This window comes from Serratia sp. CY44782 (genome assembly GCF_052168715.1).
GTDB classification, from domain to species: domain Bacteria; phylum Pseudomonadota; class Gammaproteobacteria; order Enterobacterales; family Enterobacteriaceae; genus Serratia; species Serratia nevei.
Map to the genome: position 1 here is coordinate 1 of NZ_JBJNME010000044.1, position 564 is coordinate 564.

Annotated in this window: 1 protein-coding gene; it reads right to left on the bottom strand. The window is 69.3% G+C overall.

Annotated elements, in window-relative coordinates; translation table 11 throughout:
* Nucleotides 1-564 (bottom strand): acyltransferase domain-containing protein (locus ACJ8HT_RS24175; RefSeq protein WP_197653644.1); only part of this gene is annotated, 564 nt, incomplete at both ends.

A 564-nucleotide genomic window follows, 5' to 3' on the forward strand; every position in this document is an offset into this window, starting at 1 on the left:
GCTGCCATCATCGGCGAATGGAAAGCGTGCGAAACCGCCAACGGCGTGTGTTCATGCGCATAATGCCGCTGCACGAACGCCGCCAGCGCCGCGTGCGGCCCCGCCACCACCGTCATTCCCGCGCCATTCTCCGCCGCGATAACCACCTCCGCCGGCAGCACGCGACGGACGTTCTCCGCCGAATCGCGTATCGCCGCCATGCCGCCCGGCTCGCAGTCGGCCATCAGTTGCCCGCGCCGCGCCGCCAGCATCAGCGCATCACCGCTCTCCATCACACCGGCGACCACTGCCGCTGCAAATTCGCCTATCGAATGCCCCAGCACGTGCGACGGCGTCAGCCCTCGCGCCTGCCACATCGCCACCTGCGCCAACTGCAGTGCCACCAACGCCGGTTGCTGGTATTGCGTCTCCTGCAGGCGCGCCGAATGCTCGGCGCTCGCCTCCAGCAACCATTGCAGCAGCGGCGCGTCCACCCATGCCGCCAGCTGCGCGACGTAATCTTCCAGCGCCTCGCGGAACACCGGATCCGCCGCGTACAGCGCGGCGCCGGCGCCGGACTGCAGC